17 protein-coding genes are annotated in these 19880 nt (G+C 73.9%); 10 read left to right on the top strand and 7 right to left on the bottom strand.

Annotation, left to right across the window (positions count from 1 at the left end):
• Window positions 1-16: 16 nt before the first annotated feature.
• A complete protein-coding gene (locus tag B7R87_RS02990; RefSeq protein ID WP_006350565.1) occupies window positions 17-1108 on the bottom strand; it encodes an FAD-dependent oxidoreductase in 1092 nt (363 codons plus the stop codon).
• A 78-nt stretch (window positions 1109-1186) separates the two neighbouring features.
• Window positions 1187-2545, bottom strand: a complete 1359-nt coding sequence (gdhA, locus tag B7R87_RS02985) for an NADP-specific glutamate dehydrogenase (RefSeq protein ID WP_040916908.1) — start codon at window positions 2543-2545, stop codon at window positions 1187-1189.
• Window positions 2546-2943: 398 nt separating this feature from the next.
• Here gdhA and B7R87_RS02980 point away from each other — a divergent pair, with 398 nt between their 5' ends.
• The 3 genes from B7R87_RS02980 to B7R87_RS02970 all read left to right on the top strand — a co-directional run bounded on the left by B7R87_RS02980 (window position 2944) and on the right by B7R87_RS02970 (window position 8210).
• On the top strand, window positions 2944-3822 hold the full coding sequence (locus B7R87_RS02980; protein ID WP_130585333.1) for a hypothetical protein: 879 nt from the start codon (window positions 2944-2946) through the stop codon (window positions 3820-3822).
• The gene (locus B7R87_RS02975; protein WP_006350568.1) at window positions 3822-5948 is read left to right on the top strand and encodes a bifunctional serine/threonine-protein kinase/ABC transporter substrate-binding protein; all 2127 of its coding nucleotides are present in this window, start codon (window positions 3822-3824) and stop codon (window positions 5946-5948) included. Before B7R87_RS02980 ends, B7R87_RS02975 begins: the two co-directional genes overlap by 1 nt.
• Window positions 5949-6017: 69 nt before the next feature.
• Window positions 6018-8210 (top strand): bifunctional serine/threonine-protein kinase/ABC transporter substrate-binding protein, encoded by a 2193-nt coding sequence (locus B7R87_RS02970; protein ID WP_130585332.1) that lies wholly within the window; start codon window positions 6018-6020, stop codon window positions 8208-8210.
• Window position 8211: 1 nt separating this feature from the next.
• Here the strand turns inward: B7R87_RS02970 and B7R87_RS02965 are convergent, their stop codons facing one another.
• Together B7R87_RS02965 and B7R87_RS02960 are read right to left on the bottom strand one after the other, a co-directional pair.
• A complete protein-coding gene (locus B7R87_RS02965; RefSeq protein ID WP_040916912.1) occupies window positions 8212-9246 on the bottom strand; it encodes a hypothetical protein in 1035 nt (344 codons plus the stop codon).
• Between the two features lie 138 nt (window positions 9247-9384).
• Window positions 9385-9807: a DoxX family protein gene (locus B7R87_RS02960; protein WP_233168756.1), complete on the bottom strand. Its 423-nt coding sequence runs from the start codon at window positions 9805-9807 to the stop codon at window positions 9385-9387.
• 130 nt (window positions 9808-9937) lie between these two features.
• On the opposite strand from B7R87_RS02960, the gene B7R87_RS02955 reads away from it, so the two are divergent.
• Window positions 9938-10594: a TetR/AcrR family transcriptional regulator gene (locus B7R87_RS02955; protein WP_130585331.1), complete on the top strand. Its 657-nt coding sequence runs from the start codon at window positions 9938-9940 to the stop codon at window positions 10592-10594.
• Between the two features lie 51 nt (window positions 10595-10645).
• Here the strand turns inward: B7R87_RS02955 and B7R87_RS02950 are convergent, their stop codons facing one another.
• Genes B7R87_RS02950 through B7R87_RS02940 form a run of 3 tightly spaced genes read right to left on the bottom strand, consistent with a single transcriptional unit; the run spans window position 10646 to window position 12471 of the window.
• The gene (locus tag B7R87_RS02950; protein WP_130585330.1) at window positions 10646-11266 is read right to left on the bottom strand and encodes a GNAT family N-acetyltransferase; all 621 of its coding nucleotides are present in this window, start codon (window positions 11264-11266) and stop codon (window positions 10646-10648) included.
• On the bottom strand, window positions 11259-11882 hold the full coding sequence (locus B7R87_RS02945) for a hypothetical protein (protein WP_006350573.1): 624 nt from the start codon (window positions 11880-11882) through the stop codon (window positions 11259-11261). Before B7R87_RS02945 ends, B7R87_RS02950 begins: the two co-directional genes overlap by 8 nt.
• On the bottom strand, window positions 11872-12471 hold the full coding sequence (locus B7R87_RS02940) for a TetR/AcrR family transcriptional regulator (RefSeq protein ID WP_100249274.1): 600 nt from the start codon (window positions 12469-12471) through the stop codon (window positions 11872-11874). Before B7R87_RS02940 ends, B7R87_RS02945 begins: the two co-directional genes overlap by 11 nt.
• A gap of 169 nt (window positions 12472-12640) precedes the next feature.
• On the opposite strand from B7R87_RS02940, the gene B7R87_RS02935 reads away from it, so the two are divergent.
• The 6 genes from B7R87_RS02935 to B7R87_RS02910 all read left to right on the top strand — a co-directional run bounded on the left by B7R87_RS02935 (window position 12641) and on the right by B7R87_RS02910 (window position 19878).
• Complete coding sequence (locus B7R87_RS02935; RefSeq protein ID WP_006350575.1) at window positions 12641-13273, top strand: hypothetical protein; 633 nt, start codon at window positions 12641-12643, stop codon at window positions 13271-13273.
• Between the two features lie 137 nt (window positions 13274-13410).
• Entirely contained in the window at window positions 13411-16803 is a 3393-nt protein-coding gene (locus B7R87_RS02930; RefSeq protein ID WP_006350576.1) for a CHAT domain-containing protein, read from the top strand.
• Window positions 16804-16858: 55 nt separating this feature from the next.
• The gene (locus tag B7R87_RS02925) at window positions 16859-17974 is read left to right on the top strand and encodes a macro domain-containing protein (protein WP_040916915.1); all 1116 of its coding nucleotides are present in this window, start codon (window positions 16859-16861) and stop codon (window positions 17972-17974) included.
• 142 nt (window positions 17975-18116) lie between these two features.
• Window positions 18117-18332, top strand: a complete 216-nt coding sequence (locus tag B7R87_RS02920; protein WP_006350578.1) for a hypothetical protein — start codon at window positions 18117-18119, stop codon at window positions 18330-18332.
• Entirely contained in the window at window positions 18329-19099 is a 771-nt protein-coding gene (locus B7R87_RS02915; protein ID WP_006350579.1) for a vWA domain-containing protein, read from the top strand. The genes B7R87_RS02920 and B7R87_RS02915 overlap by 4 nt, the downstream gene beginning before the upstream one ends.
• Window positions 19096-19878 carry a protein phosphatase 2C domain-containing protein gene (locus tag B7R87_RS02910; RefSeq protein ID WP_006350580.1) on the top strand — a complete coding sequence of 261 codons (783 nt, stop codon included), beginning with the start codon at window positions 19096-19098 and terminating at the stop codon, window positions 19876-19878. Before B7R87_RS02915 ends, B7R87_RS02910 begins: the two co-directional genes overlap by 4 nt.
• Window positions 19879-19880: the final 2 nt, after the last annotated feature.

Raw genomic sequence — 19880 nt, 5'->3', positions numbered from 1 at the left:
GACCGGCCCCGGCCGGTCAGCCCGACGGTACGAGCGCGGGCTCGCGCTCCAGGAGCTTCCGGATCTCCGTGACCGCGGCCCGCCCGGCCCGGTTGGCGCCGACCGTCGAGGCGGACGGCCCGTAGCCGATCAGATGGACCCGCTCGTCCCGGACCGCGCGGGTGCCGTCCATCCGGATCCCGCCGCCCGGCTCCCGCAGCCGCAGCGGCGCCAGATGGTCCAGGGCCGCCCGGAAGCCGGTTGCCCAGACGATCGCGTCCGCGTCGACCGTCCGGCCGTCGTCCCAGGCCACCCCGGTGGGGGTGATCCGGTCGAACATCGGCAGCCGGTCGAGTACCCCGTTCGCCCGGGCCTCGCGGATCGCGTCCGTCAGCGGAAGCCCGGTCACGGACACCACGCTCCGCGGCGGCAGCCCGTTCCGTACCCGCTCCTCGACCAGGGCCACCACCGAGCGGCCCACGTTCTCGTCGAAGGGCCCCTCCCGGAAGACCGGCGGCCGCCGGGTCACCCATGTGGTCGCGGCGGCGTGCTCCGCCAGCTCCATCAGATGCTGCGTCCCCGAGGCCCCGCCCCCGACCACCACGACCCGCTGCCCCGCGAACTCCACGGGACCCGGATACCCCGCCGTGTGCAGCTGCCGCCCCCGGAAGGTCTCCTGCCCCGGATAGTGCGGCCAGAAGGGCCGGTCCCAGGTCCCGGTGGCGTTGATCAGCGCCCGGGCCGACCAGTTCCCCGCCGACGACTCCACGAGCAGCCGCCCGCCGTCCCCCTCCCGGACCGCCGTCACATCCACCGGCCGCCGCACCCGCAGCCCGAACCGCTCCTCGTACTCCCGGAAGTAGCCGCCGATCACCTCGGACGAAGGCCGGTCCGGATCCGCCCCGGTCAGCTCCATACCCGGCAGCGCGTGCATGCCGTGGACCCTCCCGTACGTGAGGGAGGGCCAGCGGAACTGCCAGGCGCCGCCCGGCCCCGGGGAATGGTCGAGCACCACGACATCACGGTCCGGCTCCAGCCCGATGCGCCGCAGATGGTAGGCGGCGGACAGCCCGGCCTGTCCGGCACCGACGACGACCACGTCCACGTTCCGCGCCTCAGAGTCGTTCATGTTTCTACCAACCCCGGCGGGCCGGTCCCTCTTCCCTCGCGGTCCCCGGCGAAATCACCGGGGACCGCGAGGGGCGGGTCAGATGACGCCCTGCGCCAGCATGGCGTCGGCGACCCGTTCGAAGCCCGCGATATTGGCGCCCGTCACATAGTCGCCGGGGGTGCCGTAGCGCTCGGCGGTTTCATGGCAGGTGGCGTGGATGTCGTTCATGATGTGCGTCAGCTCGTCCTCGACGCGCCGGGCCGGCCACGACGTACGGGCATGGTTCTGCGCCATCTCCAGGGCACTGACCGCGACCCCGCCCGCATTGGCCGCCTTGCCGGGGCCGAAGGCGACACCCGCCTGCTGGAACAGCTGGACGGCCGCGGGAGTCGTCGGCATGTTCGCCCCCTCGGACACCGCCTTCACCCCGTTGCGGATCAGCACGGCGGCGGCGTTCTCGTCCAGCTCGTTCTGTGTCGCCGACGGCAGCGCGAGGTCCCCGGGGACCTCCCAGACCAGGCCGCCGGGCACAAAGCGGGCGGAGGCGCCCCGGCGCTCGGCATACGTACCGATACGGCCCCGTTCGACCTCCTTGACCTGCTTGAGCAGCTCCACGTCGATGCCCTTCTCGTCCACGACGTATCCGGAGGAGTCCGAGCAGGTCACCGGGTTGGCGCCGAGCGCGAGGAGCTTCTCGACCGTGTGGATGGCGACATTGCCGGAGCCGGAGACCACCGCCGTCTGCCCCTCCAGATCCTCGCCGCGCTCGCGCAGCATGGCCGCGGTGAACAGCACGTTGCCGTACCCGGTCGCCTCCGGGCGGATCAGCGAACCGCCCCAGCCCCGGCCCTTGCCGGTGAGCACGCCCGCCTCCCAGCGGTTGGTGATGCGCCGGTACTGGCCGAAGAGGAAGCCGATCTCCCGGCCGCCGACCCCGATATCACCCGCGGGCACGTCCGTGTGCTCGCCGATGTGCCGGTGCAGCTCCGTCATGAACGACTGGCAGAACCTCATCACCTCGGCGTCGCTGCGCCCGTGCGGATCGAAGTCGCTGCCGCCCTTGCCGCCGCCGATGCCGAGACCGGTCAGCGCGTTCTTGAAGATCTGCTCGAAGCCCAGGAACTTGACGACTCCGAGGTTGACCGAGGAGTGGAAGCGCAGACCGCCCTTGTACGGGCCCAGTGCGCTGTTGAACTCGACGCGGAAACCGCGGTTGACGTGCACCCGCCCCCGGTCGTCCTGCCACGGCACCCGGAAGACGATCTGCCGCTCGGGCTCGCACAGCCGCTCCACGAGTCCGGCCTCGGTGTACTCGGGGCGGGCCGCGAGCACCGGCGCCAGGGTCTCCAGGACCTCGTGGACGGCCTGGTGGAATTCGGGCTGGCCGGGGTTGCGCTGTTCGATCCCGGCCCGGAGGTCGGCCAGTACGTTCTGCACGTCGGATCGCTTCGTCACGGAATGCCTTTCTGGCGCGGCTGTCACCGGATCCGGTACGGGTTCGGCCCGTCGGGCCCGGTCCGCCCTGGAGCGCTCGGCGCCGTTGCCGCACGCGGGGCAAAGTAGATGCGAAGCCCATCCAAACATTCCGGCCGGTTCCCCGGACCGGGCACTCACCCTATGAGATCCTGCCCGGCACGGTACGCCTCGGACCGCCACGGCGGCGCAAGGCCGCCGTCGGACGGCGGCGCCGCCGTTCCGGAGGGCCCGCGACCGCTTCCGGTGGCATCGGACGGGAACTCCGGGAACCGCGCGGCGCCCGGTGAGCATCGGTAAGGGCGCGACCCCGCGCATCAGGACACGGGGCGCCGCGCATCCGGGGGGACCGGACGGGCACGATGCAAAGGGCGGGGATCGTGACGTATGCGAAGGGCCGGCCGGGGTGGGCAACCCTCGCCGTGTGCGGGGTGCTGCTGACCGGCTGCACCGGCGGCGACGGCGATGGCGATGGGAAGAGGGACGGGCAGGCGTCCCCGGGCGGCGCGGTGGTCGCGGCACCCGATCCGGCCGTTTCACCGGTGCCCGCCGTCAAGGAGGCGGATCCGGGACAGCAGCCCCGGACCCCGGCCCAGGCACGGGCGCTGATCGCGAAACTGATCGCCGGGCCCGGGGACTTCACCGCCGGGGTCCGGAAGGCCACACCGTACGAAAGTGATCCCGGCACCTGGTCGGTGCTGCGCCGCAACTGCGTCTGGAACCGGGAACGGCTGCCCCGCGACGTCCTGGCGACGCTCACCCGCCACTTCGAGCTGCCCCCGGCCGCCGGAAAGGGCCGGGTGCGGCTCTCGGCGACCGTGACCTTCCACCGTACGGGCGCGGAAGCGGCCTGGGAGCAGGCCAGGATGGTGGAGGAGGCCCTCCACTGCGACGAGCAGGTGCTCCGGCAGGGCGAGCGGCTGACCAAGCTGATGCCCCAGCCGGCCCGGCTCGGTGAGGCCGCCAACCTGTACAGCGAGGACTCCCTGATGGAATCGGGGGAGTGCGTCAGCGACGAGCACGGCGGGCCGTATCCGTACACCTGGCAGCAGGTGACGTACGGCTCGATGGTGGCTTCGGCCTCGGTGTGCGGGGGCCGCGGCTACGACATCAGTCAGTTGATGAAGATCGTGGTCAACGCCCTGCCCACGATGCAGATCAGGGCCCGCGAGGAGTTCGGGCGCGAACCCGAGGCCAAGGCCGGCAGCCCCGCGCCGACCGGCACGGTGTCGCCGTCCGCCGCGAAGGAGGGCGAGTGATGGAACGGCTCCTTCCGTCCGATCCCTCGCGCCTCGGTGCCTACCGGCTGCTGGGCCGCCTGGGCGCGGGCGGCATGGGTGTGGTCTACCTGGCCCGCGCCGAGAACGGCGATCCGGCCGCGGTGAAGGTCATCCAGCCCGAGTTCGCGGCGGAGGACGCGTTCCGGGACCGGTTCCGGCGCGAGGTGGCCACGGCCCGCCGGGTGCGGAGCCCCTGGGTGGTGCCGGTGCTCGGCGCTGACACGGAGGCCGGATCGCCGTGGCTCGCCACGGCGTTCGTCCCGGGCCCTTCGCTGGCCGACGCGGTCGCGGAGTGCGGGGCGCTGCCCCCGCGGGCGGTACGGGTCCTGGGGAAGGTGCTGGCCCGGGCGCTGGCCGCGGTGCACGCGGCGGGCCTGGTGCACCGGGACGTCAAGCCCGGCAATGTCCTGCTGGCGATGGACGGCCCCCGGCTGATCGACTTCGGTATCGCACGCTCCACGGCCGCCGAGGCGACCGAACTGACGTCGGCGGGGATGGTGGTGGGTTCGCCGGGCTTCCTCTCCCCGGAGCAGGCGAGGGCCGGTGCGGTCGGATCCGCGAGTGATGTCTTCTCCCTGGCCTGCGTACTGGCCTACGCCGCCACCGGCCGGCCGCCGTTCGGTTCCGGCGCGGTGGACGCGCTGCTGTACCGCACGGTCCACGACGCACCGGATCTGACCGGCATCGACGACGAGGGGCTGCGGGAGCTGCTCGGCCGCTGTCTCGCCAAGGACCCGGCCGAGCGGCCCACGGCCGCCGCGGTGGACGAGTCCCTGGCCGGGGACGCGCCGGAGGGCACGATCGACTGGCTGCCGGATCCGGTGGTGCTGGTGATCGCCCGCCGGTCGGAGGCGATGCTGGCGCTGCCGGGCATCGAACCGACGTTCGTCCCGGAGACCGTCGTACAGCAGCAGCGCCCGCCGGGGCGGCGCCGGTTCCTCACGGTGGCCGCGGGTGGCGCCGTACTGCTGGCGGCGGGTGGCGGGGCGGCCCTGTGGGCCGGTCTGCGCGGCGACGAGAAGGCGGCCCCGGGCCCTCCGAAGCGGGTCATCGGCCTGCACGCGGACCTCAGCGGTCCGCAGAAGGCCGACGGCACGGCGCAGCAGCGGGCCGCGGTACTGGCCGTCGACGAGTTCAACGCCGTACCCGGCCGCCCGTTCACGCTTGCCCTCGACGTGGTGGACGACAAGGGCGAGTCGGCCCGTGCCGTGGCGGCGGCGCGCCGGCTGACCGGGAATCCGGACGTCCTCGCCGTCGTCGGCCCGACCGGGTACGCGTCGGCCGTGGCCGCCGTCGAGGTGTACGAGCGGGCCCGGCTGCCGCTGGTCTCGGTCTCCGAAGTGTCGCTGGCCGCCGGCAACACCTCACTGCTCGGGTCCCCGAAGTGGTACTACCGGGCCGCCCCGATCCGCCCCTACACCGCCTACGCGACGATGACGGCGATCTCCGCGCAGGGCGCCCGGCGGCCGGGAATGCTGATCGACCGGGTGGGCGGCATCACCCGCTGGGAGCTGACGTACCTGGCGAGGATGTCGGCGCTCGGCCTCTCGCTGAACCTGTACGTACGGGTGGTTCCGGAACGGGCGCGGCCCGACGCCGTGCTCGCCGACATGCTCGGCAAGGGCATCGACGCCCTCTACTACACCGGCACCCCCGAACGGGCCGCCGTGGTGGCCCGCGCCCTGGCCGGACGAGGATTCACCGGCCCCCGGTTCCTCGACGCGTCCTCGGCGACACCGGACTTCACCGCGGCCGCGGGCGCCCGGGGCGAGGGCTGGCAGGCCGTCACCCCGTACATCGGCCCGGACGCCGAGCCGGTACGGGACTTCGCCCGCGCCTACCGCGAGCGCTACGGCACCGCTCCCGCCGTCGGGGCGGCGGAGACGTACGACGCGATCCGGATGCTGGCCGGCCGGATCACCGCGCTCCGGCCCGGCACCGGCCGCCGGGAACTGGGCGACGCCCTGCTCAAGGTCCGGTTCGAGGGGCTGACCCAGACCTTCGAATACAACGACAGCCGCCATCTGAAGACCGAGAACGTCCACCACTACGCGGTCCGGAAGGGCCGGTTCGACTACGTCGGACCGGTGAAGCTGCCCACCTGACGGCACGGCACGGCACGGACAGCGGGCCGCCCGGCCGGGACACGCCCCAGGACAACAAGGGAAGGACCCATGCACGCACTGCGTCCCGAGGACCCCGAGTCGCTCGGCGGGCACCGGCTGCTCGCCCGCCTCGGCTCGGGCGGAATGGGCACGGTCTATCTGGCCCGGGCCGCCGACGGGACGCCCGTCGCCCTGAAGGTGATCCGCGCCGAATACGCCGCCGATCCGGCGTTCCGGGCCCGCTTCCGCCGCGAGGTTCAGCTGGCGGCGGGGCTGAGGGGACCGTGGACGGTTCCGGTGACGGCGGCCGACACCGAGGCCGCCGCGCCCTGGCTGGCCGGTGCCTTTGTGCCGGGCCCGTCCGTCGCCGAGGCGGTGGCCCTGCTCGGGGCGCTGCCGCTCCGGACGGTCGCCGTGCTCGGGGCCCGGCTGGCGCACGCACTCGCCGAGGTGCACGCGGCGGGGCTGGTGCACCGGGACGTCAAACCCGGCAATATCCTGCTCGCCCTCGACGGCCCCCGGCTGATCGACTTCGGGATCGCCCGGGGCGCGGGGGCGGCGGTGCTCACCGCCCCGGACGCGGTGGTCGGCACACCCGGGTATCTCGCCCCCGAGCAGACCCGGACCGCGGGCGGCGAACCGGCCCCGCCCGGTGACCTCTTCGCACTCGGCTGCGTGCTGGCCTATGCCGCGACCGGGCGGCGGCCGTTCGGAACCGGGGACCCCGGCGCGGTCCTCTACCGTACGGTCCACGAGGAGCCCGATCTCGAAGGGCTCGACGCGCGGGTGCCGCCGGAACTGGCGGGGGCGATCGCCGGATGTCTGGCCAAGGAGCCCGCGCGGCGGCCCACCGCTGCCGGACTCCGGGCGATCTGCGAGGCCGCCGGGGGAGCGGGCGGCGAGGACTGGCTGCCGCCCGAGGTGCTGCGCCTGGTGGCCGACCGCTCGGCGCGGGCGCTGGACCCGCCGCCCCGCCCGGCCCCGGCGCCCGCCGAGGTGTCCGCCACCGAGCCGCCGACGGTCGGTGCGCTGCCGCGGCCCACCCGGCGCAGGGCCCTGACGATCGGCGGCTCGGTCCTGGCCGTCGCCGCCTCCGGCGCCACCGCGGCCCTGTGGCCGGTGCTCCGCGACCGGGGCGGCCAGGGGACCGACCGCCCGGTGCCGACCCGTACGATCGCACTCCAGGCGGATCTGTCCGGCAGTACCCGGGACATCGGTACGGCGCAGGAGCGCGGGGCGCGGATCGCGATCGCCGGTCACAACGCCCGCAAGGACGTGCCCTTCCGGCTCGCCCTCACCGTCCGGGACGACCGGGGCGAAGCCGGACGTGCCGATGCGGTCGCCCGGAGCCTGGTCGCGAACCCTGCCGTCTGCGCGGTGATCGGTCCCAGCAGCGTCGCCGCCGTCCGCGCCGCCGCAGGCCGGTACACCGAGGCGTCGATGCCGTTCCTCCTCGTCTCGCCGGACCCGGACGAGGTGGGGCTGGGCCTGGCGGACGCCCGTACCCTGGCCGCCGTCCGGGCGTCCTCCTCGTTCCGCGTCGGACCGGTGATCTCCTATCTGACCTGGGTGGCCGACAGCCGCCGTACGGCCGTCGTCGAGGACACCGCCGCGGGCGCGGCGGCCCGGTCCTTGAGCCGGGAACTGAAGGAGGCGCCGCCGAACTCGGACAGCGGCGGCGCGGTGTCCGTACATCCGCAGCCCGCGGACCGGGATGCTTTCACGGCGGTGGTCCGCGAGGCGCTGGAGACCCGGCCGCAGGCCGTGGTCTTCGCCGGTACCTCCGCGGTCCGCGCCGCGGCCTGTGCCCGCGCGCTCGCCGCGGCCGGATTCAGGGGGACGTGCGCGGGCTTCGAGCCCGCGATGCGGCCGGAGTTCCTGAAAGCGGCCGGGAGCGCTGCCGAGGGCTGGGTGTTCGAAGCGCCCTACACCGAGCCGCAGTCGGCCGGTACGAAGGCCGCCCGGGCGTTCACCACCGCCTACCGGGAGAAGTACGGTACGGCCCCGGCCCGCTGGTCCGCCGAAGCCCATGACGCGGTGGGACTGATCGCCGCCGCCCTCGTCGCGTTCGGATCGCGGACCTCCGTCGAAGCGGGTGATGTCGCCGAACGGATCTTCCGCTCCTCCTACGCGGGAGTGGCCAAACCGCTCCGCTTCGCCCAGGACGGCACCCATGCGCTCCGGATGGAGTCGTCGGCGTTCCTGTACCGGGTCCAGAAGGGGGCGTTCCGGTATCTCGGCCGCTTCGACCAGGTGAAGTGAGTCAGCTGAGGGTGTGGGACCAGAATCTGGCCTTGTAGAAGCGGGCGCCGGTGCGGACCGAATCGGCCCGGCCGGAGAAGCCGATCGTGTCGCTCCACCACTCGTTCGCGTTCGGAGCGTCCTGCCAGAACCCCGTTCCGTCGGGGAGTCTGCTGTAGGACTTGGTGAACAGCCAGTCGTGGATCCTGGTGGGTGCGGCGAAGCTCCAGGTTCCGGCCGAGGCGTCCCGGACGAGCGTGGTCTCCCAGATGCCCCGGCCGGGATTGCTGCTGTCGCCGCCCACCGTGTAGAAGATCTTGTCCGAGAAGTAGTCGGGCAGGACGTCGTGACCCACGCCGATCAGCGCCAGCGACGTCTCCAGGGACAGACCGGTGATGACACCTCCGGCGTTCGTCACCAGCCGGTAGGCGCGCAGTTCGTTCTTGCCGGTCGCCACCAGCAGTTCGTGCACGTCGTCCCACCACACGCCGTGGGCTCCGGGGAAGCCGACGCTGATGCTGTCGGCGAACGAGGTGGACGGGGTTCCGCCCGGAGTGGCCGGTACGAAGACGTTGATCCCGCCGCCGTTCTGCCAGTCGTTCTTGGTGGTGCCGAAGACCCTGGCCCGGGAGGAGGCGGTGACGATCGCCCCGTATCCGTCGATCCGCTCGATGGAGTGCGGATTCCCGGGAACGATCGTGGACCAGACGATCTCTTTGTCGCTTTCGCGGATCATCGCCGCGCGACCGCCGAGGTCGGAGGTGCCGGACGACGTGCACACGAGCACAGCGCCCCAGTGCGCGGTGAGACGGCGTTTGACGTCGGACAGGCGGTACCACGGTGAGGAGTTGTCCGCGGCCGGGGCGGACCAGTACCAGTCCGGGGTGCCGTTCCAGTTGGTGGTGCCGTTGCTGAAACGCTGGATCTGGTTGGCGGACTGCTCGACGGTGACGATCAGATAGTTCGTGGCGGCGGCCGCGGGCCGGCCCGTGACCGTACCGCCCGCCGCGGCGGCCCCGACCGCCAACACGCCCTGGAGCAGTGCCCTTCTGCGCATTCTCGTCCCCTCCGGATCGTCGTACGAGCAGAAGGCACCCTGCCATGTGCCGGAGCCGTACGGCAGCCCCCTTACCGGGAGCCCCCGCCCCTTACCGGGCCGCCGGGCGTCCGGAAGTCCGCTCCCGGACGGGGTGTGTCACCCGGCGCGTTCGCCGCACAGCCGCGCGGTCCGGCCGGTCCGGCCGGTCCGGCCGGGCAGGGGCGCCGGGCCGCAGCGGGCGACCAGGATCGCGAGCGCCAGCACCACCGCGTTCCCGGCGCTCTGGGGGTACTCGCCCCGGCTGATGTGAAGGGCTCCGCCGCCCGCGATCAGCAGGGCGAGCCCACCCGCGGCGAGCGGCAGCAACAGCGCGGCGGCCGGAACGAGGGAGGGCAGCACCAGCCCCGCCGCGCCCAGGACTTCGAGGGCGCCGATGCCGCGCACCGCTCCCATCGGGACGGCGTCCACCCACGGCATCAGGGGAAGCAGGGCCTCCTGGGAGAGGGTCAGTTTCATGGTGCCCGCCGCGGTGAAGAGCAGCACCAGCACCACCCGGGCGCCTCGGAGAACGGTGTTCACGACATGCACTCCATTAAGTGAAGGGGTGACTGCGTTTTTGTGGCGTCACCGTAACAGAAGTGCAGTGCATCCTGCGCTTTCCTGGGCGGGGTCCCGGCCGGGCGCCGGGCCCGCTCCGTAGACTCGGGGCATGACATCGGGTCGGGGCAGAGGACTGCGGCGGGACGCGGAGGCCAACCGGGAGCGGCTGGTGGCGGCGGCGCGCGAGGTCTTCGCCGAGCGCGGGCTGGGCGCGCCGCTGGACGACATCGCGCGCCGCGCCGGAGTGAACATCGCCACCCTCTACCGCCGCTTTCCCGACCGGGATTCCCTGGTCGAGGCGGTGCTGGCGGACCGCCTCGACGACCTCGCCGAACTGGCCGAACAGGCGCTGCGGCGCAGCGATCCCTGGGACGGCTTCCAGTGGTTCGTGGAGCGGGCCTGCGCGATGCAGGCGGCGGACCGGGGCGTGACCGAGGCCTTCACCGCCTGCTTCCCGGGCTCCCCTGGCATGGAGGAGCCCAGGACGCGTGCCCTCACGGCCCTGGACACCCTGATCGGGCGGGCGTGCGAGCAGGGGCGGCTGCGGCCCGGAGTGACCAGCGGGGACGTCATGCTCTTCCTGATGGCCAACGCGGGGGTGCTGAGGGCCACCCGGGACGCGGCGCCCGGCGCCTGGAAGCGGCTGGTGGCGCTGCTTGTCGAGGCCTGCCGCGCGGACGGGGAGCGGGGCGGGGTGCCGCTGCCTCCGGCGGTCACTCCCGGGGAACTCCACGACGCGATGGTCAGCGCCCGGCCCCTCCGCTGACGGTCCCTCCGTTGACCGCTCTCCGTGGACGGCTCGTGGTCCGGGGCCGGATCACCGGACCGTGGCGTCCCCCTGCCCTGCAGGCCGCCACATCGCGGTGGTGGTCAGCGGCCCGACGGGGATGCTGCGCAGCGTCAGGAACCCGAACCGCCGGTACAGCGGCTCGTTGGCGGGGTCCGCGGTGGTGAGGAAGACACCGCCCGGGGGGTGCAGTCCCGCCAGGGCGCGGGCCAGCAGGCGGCTGCCCGCGCCCCGGCCCCGCCGGGCCGGGACGACGCCCAGGAACTCCAGGGTCCAGGCGCCCGCCGGGGCCGTGGACTCGGTGGCGTCCAGATAGCGCAGGGTCCGGGTCAGGGCCGCCGGTCCGCAGCCGACCGCGGTGCGGACCGCCCAGGCGGCCCGGGCGCGCCCGGCCGGGGTGCTGCCCGGAGGTGTCAGGACCGCGGCGGCGACCGGCTCCCCGTCCTCGGCGAGGCTCAGCCGGCGTCCGCCGGGCAGTGTGGCATGGGCGGCCAGCGTGGTGGCGAACCAGCGCTCCCGGACCGTCGTCGCGGAGCCGCCGCAGATCCACCGGGTCGCGGGCTCCGCGGCGAAGGCCGCGCTCAGGACGGTGCGGCAGGCCGCCACGGAGGCCGTATCGTCGAGGACCGGCGGTCCGCCGGACTCAGCCATCGCGGTGCCTCAGCGGCGCCTCGGGGACGAGGTGGCACACCAGCAGCTTGAGGAAGAACAGCGGGGCGAACCACACCAGGGCCGCGGGGACCGTCAGCCAGAACAGATTGACGAGCACGGCCGCGGTCCACAGCCCCATCGCCACCGGCCGCTTGAGCTGGACGGGCGCGAACTCCACCGCCACGGCGCCGCCCAGAAGCAGCGCGGCGTTGCCGGACGCCCACACCGCATCGCCTTCCAGGACGACCGCGCCGACCACGGCCAGGTGCAGCAGGTGCGCCGCGACGAACACGAGCCGGGTCCTGCGGGCGGTCGCGGCCTGCCGGTGGTACCAGCGCTTCGCCGCGTTCGTCGCGTTGGTGAGGATGCCGCCGACGAGGTCGAGTCCGGCGGCGGCCACGACCACGAGCTGGAGGGTGGACCAGGACTCCCGTATCCCGGACGCGGCGGGGGACCAGAGGCCGGCGGCGAGCAGACCGGCGCACAGGGCTCCGCCGGCCACCTCCACGGCCGACTCGGAGCGGGACTTGCCCGGCCCCATGAACCGCTCCAGCAGACCGCCGGGGCCGTCCGGGGTGGACGGAATCTCCCAGTCCACGGCGAGGTCAGTGCGCATGCGGGTCCCCTTCCCGGCCCCACAGTCCGCGGAGCAGGGACCAGACCTGCGCGCGATCGGGCCGCCGGCCGCCGGCCAGGGCGGTGAGCGCCCAGAGGTCGGCGGCTCCGATGACGGCGACCGTCGCGGAGACCAGCAACTCCTGGTCCAGGTCGGTCCGGATGGCGCCGAGCCGCTGTCCGTCGGCGACCAGGGCGGCGAACCAGCCCTGCCATGCCGCACCTCCGTCCAGGGCGGCGGCGGCCTCCGCGAGGGCCAGATCGTCGGGATGCCCGAGCAGATGCGAGGTGAGTGTGTCGGTACCGGTCTCCAGCCGGGCCCAGAAGGCGGCGGCGTCCTCGGCCGGGGTCCATGGCCCCAGGGCCCGGAGCAGCCGTTCCCGTACGTCCTCCAGTACGGCCGCGAGGAGGTCGTCCCTGCCGTCGAAGTAGTGGTAGGCGGCGGTCTTCGAGATGCCCGCCGCTTCGATGATCTTGTTGTACGAGGCGTTCTGCGGCCCGTGCTCGGCGAACCGGCTCCGGGAGACGGCCAGGATCTCGGCCCGCCGTTCCGGTGCCAGACGTTCGAAGCGGGGGAGGGGTGGGTTCATGGGACCGAGAGTACACACCAGTGGGGTGTACTGCCAGTACACCCCACTGGTTCGGGGGTGGGCAGGGCGGAGGCCGGTCGAAGGCCGGTCGGTCCGCGGGCACGGGGTTCCCCCACCGGGTACGGCGCCGCTTCGCTGGTGGGCGGGCTGGGCTACCCGGGGGAGGGCGATGGACGTCAACAGTGCGGGCACGCTGATCGTGGCCGTCGTCGGGGTGCTGGGGACCCTGCTGTCGGCCCTGCTCACCCAGTGCGCCGCCGACCGCGGCCGCAGGCGCGAGCAGGAACGGGCCGAACGCACGCAGGCCCTGGCCAGGGACGCCGAGGAGCGGAGGGCCTGTTACACCGCGCTCAACAGTGCCTCACGGCAGTATCTGGCGGCCCTCACCGACCAGTTGCACGCCCTGATCCGCGCGGAGGATCCGGGCACCGTACGGCAGCGTCTGACCGAGGCCCGGGATCTGCACCGGGACGTGTACGCGGGGGCCCAGATGCGGCTGCCCGACCCCGTACTCGCCCCGGTCGGCGAGGTCGCCCGGGCGCTCGGCGCCGTCTACGGCAGGCTCCGGCGTCTCGACGACGGCGCCCCGCGGCCGGACGACACCCTCGACGCGGCCCGGAAGGAGATCGACGCCCTCTGGGGACTCCTGCGCGAACTGCGCTACGGGATGCGGGCCGATCTGGAGAACTCCGGACCGGACCCGCCGGACCCGTCCGGCCCCGGCCCGCACCGCCCTCGCCCCCGGCTCCGCCCCCGACCCCGGCTCCGTTCGGGCGTTTCCCGGGCGAACTCCGGTTGTTGACCGGGCGAAACCCGCAGAACTCGAAGACCCCCGAGAACATCGGAGAACCTCGGTGTTCCGGCCTCCCCGGGCCGGACGGCTCGCCATGATGGAGATCGTGAGGGGTTGTTGACGTTCGCGGCGGACGAGGAGCGCTGATGGGGGACGAAGCGGAGAGCGGTGGTGTCCTGGCGGTACGGGCCTGGGCCGTCGAGGCCGTAGGCCGGGCGAGGGCGCTGCTGCCGGAGGCGGGGCTGGTCGCCACGGCCACCCGTGCCCACGACGCATCCGTCGCCGAACTCGACGAGCTGTCCCGACTGCTGGACCAGGCACCGGAGCTGCGCAGCTCGGTGACCTTGTGGCTGGCCGGTGCGCTGACGCTGCGGCACGCCGCCGGGGGCGGTACGCCCGAGGACCGGAAGCGGGCGCACGGCCTGCTGCGGGAAGTCCGGGACCCGGCCACGGAGGCCGGGGCCACGGCCTCCGCCGAGGACCGGCGGTGGGCCGCGCTGTTCCTGCTGACGCACGCGATGCCGCTGCAGGAGTCGCTGGGCGGGTTGGCGCCGGAGCCGGACGCGACGGCCCTCTTCGACATGATCATGCGGGAGGGGCCGGCGGGGATGACCGCCTTCGCCGCCGAGATGCAGGAGCTGATGGCCGAGGCGGCCGATTTGCCGCTGCCGCCGGAGACCCTGGCGCATCTGCGCCGGGTGCGCGACGTCTACACCGACCCCTCGGCTGCGACGCTCAACGACATGTTCCTGAGCCTCGTCCCCGACGACGGGCTGCCCGGCACCGAACGGATGCGGTCGATGATGGGCGACTGGCTGTCGACGGTCACCGGCGGGCCGAAGCCGGAGAACGGTCCGGGCCCTGACACCGGTGGCAAGCGCCCGGCCCCGGACGCCGCCGACCGGCCGGGGGCCGGTGCCCCGGGCCCCTCGACGACGGCCGGTACCGGCTCCGCGGCCCCCGGCGACACCCCCGCCCCGCCCCTGAACGCCGACGACTTCCGCCGGCTCCTCGCCGCCGTACAGGCCGTCAACACCACGTCCGTCGACTTCGTCGACCATGCCGGCGGCGGCGATCCGGCCGCACTCAACCAGCAGCTGAGGCGGTTGCGCGAAGCGCTGGACGGGCTGCCGGAGGGCATGCCCGGCAGGGACGCCCTCCGGGGGAACATGGCCCTGCTGCTCGACCTGAGCGAAGGCGCCGGCGGCACCCTCCAGGACCAAGCACTCGGGTCCGCGCACAGCCGGGTCGTCACCGACTATCTGCGGAGCCTGTCGGGGAGTTCGTTCCCCATGGCCGGCGGTGTGGAAGTGATGGCGGACATGATGGGCCTGGTCACCGAGGTCCGCACGGCCCTCCAGGCCGAGGACACGGCGCGGCTCGGCGCCCTGCTGCGCCGGGCCGAGGAGCTGGCCGCCACCGTGCCCGACGACCACGACTTCCTCTCCTTCGTCCGGGCCGGCCGGGCCATGGCCCGGCTCGCGGTCGGCCGCTTCACCCAGGACAAGGAGCTGATCCTGAGCGGCCTCGCAGACCTGGACGAGGCGAGGACGGCCGCCGCGAGCAGCGGCCTCCCGATCGGGGCCGGCGAACTGGAGGCCATGGTCCCCGGCCTCACCGCCCTGCGCGCCCTGCTCACCGAGGACACGGAGCGGATCCCGGAGCGTGAGGTACCGCCGCCGGACGCCTCCGCCGCCGAACTGCACACCGCCGCAAACAGCCTCGGCATCCGCTACGACCTCACCAAGGACCCCGAGGACCTGGACGCCGTCATCACCGTGCTGGAACGGCTCCGCGAGCACATTCGGCAGGGCCGCGCACCGCGCGTCGCCGCCCGGTCCCTGTGGACCCTCGCCGAGAGCTACCGCGTCCGCTGGCACCGTGAGTCCGGTGAGTCCGGTGAGTCCGGTGAATCCAGTGAATCCGACGCGGGCGCCGTCTGCGACGCGGCGGGCGAAGCCCTGACCACCCTCGCCGCCGACGTCCTCCTCCAGCAGGGCGCCGAACACCGCCTGACGACCGCCCGCCAGGGAGCCTCCCTGGGAATCCGGGCCGCGCTGTGGGCGGCCTTCCACCACAGGGTGGACGACGCCGTCGCCGCCCTGGAGCTGGGCCGGGCACTGGTGCTCCAGACGGCGGCCACCTCCCGGGCCGTACCCGATCTGCTGGAGGAGCGCGGCCACCCCCGGCTCGCCGCCGCCTGGCGGGAGTCCGGCGCCACCGACGCCGGGGAGCTGCCCGCCGAACTCCCCAGCACCCTGCGCCGCCAGGCCCTGGAGGCCCTCGGCTACCGCGAGCGGGGCGGCCTGCTGAACACCCCCACCCCGGGCGAGATCGCCGCCGGTGTGGCCGAAGCCGGTGCCGACGCCCTGATCTATCTGGTCCCCGGCAGCGACGGCGACGCCCCGGGGATGCTGCTGGCCATCGGCCCCGAGATCGGCATCGGCCTGGCCGCCCTGCCCATGCTCGCCCGGACCGCGAGCGGCCCCCTGGAACGCTATCTGGACGCCGTCAGAGAACGCCCCACGGGCGGCCCCGCGGCCGAACAGGCCTGGGAGGACGCCCTGTCCGAGCTGTGCGACTGGGCGTACGAGGCCTTCGTCCAGGTCCTGGCCGGGCTGGACACCTACCTCCCGGGCGACGCGGCGGACCGCCGTACCCCCCGGATCGTCCTGGTCCCCTGCGGCCGCCTCGGGATCGTGCCCTGGCACGCCGCCCGCTTCCCCGCAGGCGCGCCCCACGCTTATGTCTGCCAGTCCCTGGTGATCAGCTACGCCGCCTCCGGCAGCCAGTTCCTGAGCACGGTGAAACGCGCACCGCGCAACCCCGTCTCCGCCCCGGCCCTGGTGGCCGACCCCGGAATGACGCTGACCTACGCCGAGTTGGAGGTCCTGGAGCTGCGCAACGCCTGCTATCCGGGGGCGCGGCTGTACGGCGAGTTCTACCGGCTCCCCAAGGACTCGGTGCCCGCCGGAACCCCCGGGGAACTCCTGTCGCTGCTCGCCCAGGACCACTCCGTGGTCCATCTCGCCACCCACGGCATGGCGGGCACCCAGCCGACGGAATCCGCGCTGCACCTCGCGTCCGACGCCTCCGGAGCTGACCCCGGACTGCTCACCGTGACCGGACTCCTCGACCGCCCCCAGCCCGCCGGACACGGCGCCTCCGACGGCCCGCTGATCGTCCTGAGCGGCTGCCAGACCGATCTGAGCAACCGCGACCACGACGAGGCCCTCACCCTGACGACGGCGTTCGTCTCGGGCGGCGCACGCGATGTCGTCGGGTCGCGATGGACCACCTACGACTCCGCAGCTTCCCTGCTGATGGCGGTCTTCCACCGGCAGGTGCGGGCCGGGCTCGCCCCCGTCGACGCCCTGCGGGCCGCCCAACTGTGGATGCTCGACCCCGACCGCGAGGACCCCGGTCTGCTCGACGCCGACCTGAGGAGGGACAGCTCCCGCCCCGACCTCTCACGGCCCGTCCACTGGGCCGCGTTCATCCACCAGGGCCACCCCGGCCCGGGCAGGACGACCGCATGACCGCATGACCCCGCGCGCTTGCTGGCGGCCCGCCCGCGGTGCCATCGTGGGCCGCATGGCGCCACCTTCCCTCGACCTCGCGTCGGTCCTGATAGAGCTCCAGGCGGTCCGGCGGGCGGGACTGCTGAGGTTACGCGGCCGGGAGCTGCCCGCCCTGGAATCGGCAGCCGCCTCGCTGGCCCCCGCGCGCACCCGCGAAGGCGCCGTGGAAGCACTGCTCCGGCGCGCGGTCGAACGGCTCGACGCGGGCACCCTGCGGACCGCCGCCGAATACACCCTCGGGCTCTCCCAGGGCACCCGGGACTGGCCCGCCTCCTCCCGCCGGGCCCGTGCCGCCGAGGTCTACCGGGTCAGCGAGGAACGCTTCCGCAAGCACCATGAAGTGATGGTCCTGGAGCAGGTCGCCGAGCACATCGTGGAGTTGGCGGACTCCGACGGCCCCGACCGGCCCGACGGATCCGACGGAACCGGACCGCCGGGGGACAGCCACCGGTCCGTGGACGTCCTGGCCGGCGACCGCACCGTGCGCCTCACCCTCCATGTCCACCCCGTCGACCTGCTGCGGGACGTGGACGTGGTGGTCGCCCCCGCCAACACCTACTTCGCCCTCCCCGAACCGTTCAAGTCCTCGGTCTCCGCATCCCTGCGCCGGGCCGCCTCCGTCCGCGGGGTCACCGGCGATCTGCTGGACGACCCGGTCCACGACGAACTCCGCACCTGGACGGAGCGGCACGCCACCGCGGGACGCCCGGTGCTCCCCGGCACCGTGGCGCCCACCGGCTCGGGCGCCCTCGCCGCCTACGGCGTACGGCGTATCTACCATGCGGCCGTCGCCGTACCCCGGGCCGGCACCAACGACTACGACGTGCTGCCCGCCGACATCACCCGGGTCACCTCGCGCGCCCTCGCGCTGCTGGCCGAGGAGCACGACCGGTACGCCCCGCCGCTGCGCTCCGTCTGCTTCACCCTCCTCGGCTCCGGCCGCGGCGGACTTCCCTACCGGGTCAGCGCGGCCGCCGTCTGGAGCGCCGTCGAGGCCGAACTGGCCCGCGGCGCCCGCTGGGACGTGCACTTCGCCGTCCGCACCCAGGCGGCGGCCCGTGCGGTCGAGGACGTCCCGGCCAGGACCCGCCCGGCCCGCGACCGGTCGGCGACCGGCCGGTCCGCTTGACTGAAGGGGCGGGTCGCCCGGACGGGCGACTCGGGGGTGTATGCCCTCCGGGTGACCCGCGCACGGCGATCAGCCGCGCAGCGGAGTACCGATTTCTGCAAGGACCCTGAATGACAGTGCCTGATTCACCTAACGTGGCCCCATGACCCGGGGGATGGTTGAGTGGGCGCACGGCTGCTCCGGTCGCACGGTGACCTGGCCCGCTCCGGATGCGTACGTACTCGTCGACGGGGTCCTGCTGCGCATGGAGACCGAGCCGCCCGGCCTGCCGCCGGGCACGGCCGTCACCGTGGGGCACGACCCGGGACGGCACGGGCCGGTGGCCCGCGCCGACGACACCGGGGCGGCGGCCGGATGACGGCGGACGGTATCGGATTCGGTACGGGATACGACGAACGGCAGCCCGTCGTCCTCCTCCTCGACACCTCGGCGTCCATGGGCCGCCCCGAGGAGAACCCGCGGATCGACGAGCTGAACGCCGCGCTCGCCGGGTGGTTCGACGGAGTCCGGGCCCAGGAGAGGCTCCGCACCCGGGTCGAGGTCTGCCTCATCACCTTCGACTCGGCGGTCCGCGTCCACGACCCCGCGGCGGGCCGGCTGGTCCCCGTCGAGTCCGCCGACCCCGGCGGGCTCTTCGTCCCCGTCGACGGTATGCGCCCGCCCACGCTCCGCGCCGGGGGCCTGACCCGGCTGACGGAGGCCGTGGAAGCGGCCCTCGAACTGGCCCGCGCCCGCCGCCGCACGCTGCAACGGCAACGGGTACCGGTCCGGCGCCCCTTCCTCTGGGTCCTCACGGACGGCGCCCCCAGCGACGACCGGGGCCGCCCCCTCGACCCGGCGGCCCTGGCGGAGACCGCGGAACGGGTCCGCCGGGGCGAGGCCGCGGGGGAGTGGGTCTTCCAGGTCATCGGAGTGCGCGGCGCCGACCTGCCGATGCTGCGGGTCATCGCACCGAAGGCCACCTCCCCCCTGGAGAGCCTGGACTTCGGCCGGATCCTCGACCTGCTCTTCCAGAGCACCGACGACAGCAGCCCGGACCAGGCGGCGGACCTCATCCACCAGCAGGTCAACGACCGTGCCGCCCGGCTCGCGCGCATGGACAGACTGGAGAGGGACCACAGGTGATCATCGCCGGCGCCTCCGTCCAGGGCACCGCCCATCTCGCCGGCGCGCGCGGCTGCCAGGACGCGTTCAAAGCGGTCGACCTGGGCGAAGCCGCCGTACTCGCGGTGTCCGACGGCGCGAGCAGCCGCGACCGCAGCGCCCTGGGCGCCCATCTCGCGGTCGACACCGCCTGCCGGCTGCTGGCCGAGGACTTACCGGACCCGGACGCCGCGCCGGAGACCTGGACCCGGTGGACCGCGGAGCGGGGGCAGCGGATCGTCGCCCACTATCTGCGGGCCGTGGCAGGGCTGCTGGGCGGCGGCCGGTGTGGACCAGAAACGGAACAGGACCCCGGCGCCCTCGCCGCCACCCTCACCGCGGCCGTCGTCTGCCCGCCCTGGACCGCCTTCGTGTCGACGGGCGACGGCTTCGCCACCCTTCTGACCGGCGACGGCCGCTGCCATCTGGTGCTTCCGCAGCCCCCGGGCCCGGTGTCGTTCCTCTCCTCTCCCGGAGCAGCCCTCCGCATCCGTACCTTCACCGTCTGGGAACCGGAGTTCGGCGGAGTGTTCCTCGCCACCGACGGCTGCGCCGCCCTCACCCTCGACCACCCCCGGATCCGGCAACTCCCGCCGGAAGCGGGCCCCTTACCGGCCGAACACTTCTTCCAGGGCGTCGCCGCCGCGCTCCGCGCGAACCACGGGGACGCCGAACCCCTGCGACGGCTGCTCTCCGGGCCGGAGGCCGCCCGGACCGGAGACGATCTGACCGTCCTGTGCGCCCTCGCCGAAGCGGGGTGACC

This window comes from Streptomyces tsukubensis (assembly GCF_003932715.1).
GTDB classification, from domain to species: domain Bacteria; phylum Actinomycetota; class Actinomycetes; order Streptomycetales; family Streptomycetaceae; genus Streptomyces; species Streptomyces tsukubensis.
This window is presented reverse-complemented; position numbering and strand designations above follow the sequence as displayed.